We start from the raw sequence: 516 nt of genomic DNA on the forward strand, positions 1-516 counted from the left end.
TACATAGTCTGGTGGCGATAGCGAGAAGGTCACACCCGTTCCCATACCGAACACGGAAGTTAAGCTTCTCAGCGCCGATGGTAGTTAGGGGCTGTCCCCTTGTGAGAGTAGGACGTCGCCAGGCGAAAGACAGAGAGAATCCTCTTTGTCTTTTTTAATCTCTTTTAACAGGTATTTATTACCTGACATAAAGAGTTGACGGAATAACACCGACGGTGTTATGATGTAAATCCACTTCGTTGAACACATTCTTATTGTGAAAAACTAAAAAAAGTGTTGGCGAAGAGAATAAAAAATGTTATAGTAATATAGTTGTCTTTGAGAAAAGATAACGAAGATTGTTCTTTGAAAACTGAACGAATCATACGTCAACGTTAATCTATTATTATTTTTTAAGAGCTAATCTTACTCTTTATTGGAGAGTTTGATCCTGGCTCAGGACGAACGCTGGCGGCGTGCCTAATACATGCAAGTCGAGCGAAGTTTTAAAAGCTTGCTTTTGAAACTTAGCGGCGG

General features: G+C 40.3%; 2 rRNA genes. Both read left to right on the top strand.

From position 1 onward, the window contains the following. Positions 1-7: 7 nt before the first annotated feature. Positions 8-124, top strand: a 5S ribosomal RNA gene (gene rrf / locus SM124_RS24020). A gap of 288 nt (positions 125-412) precedes the next feature. Then, a 16S ribosomal RNA gene (locus SM124_RS24025) occupies positions 413-516 on the top strand; the annotation flags it as partial.

Origin of the sequence: Robertmurraya mangrovi (assembly GCF_034427655.1) — a bacterium.
Classification (GTDB): Bacteria; Bacillota; Bacilli; order Bacillales; family Cytobacillaceae; genus Robertmurraya_A; species Robertmurraya_A mangrovi.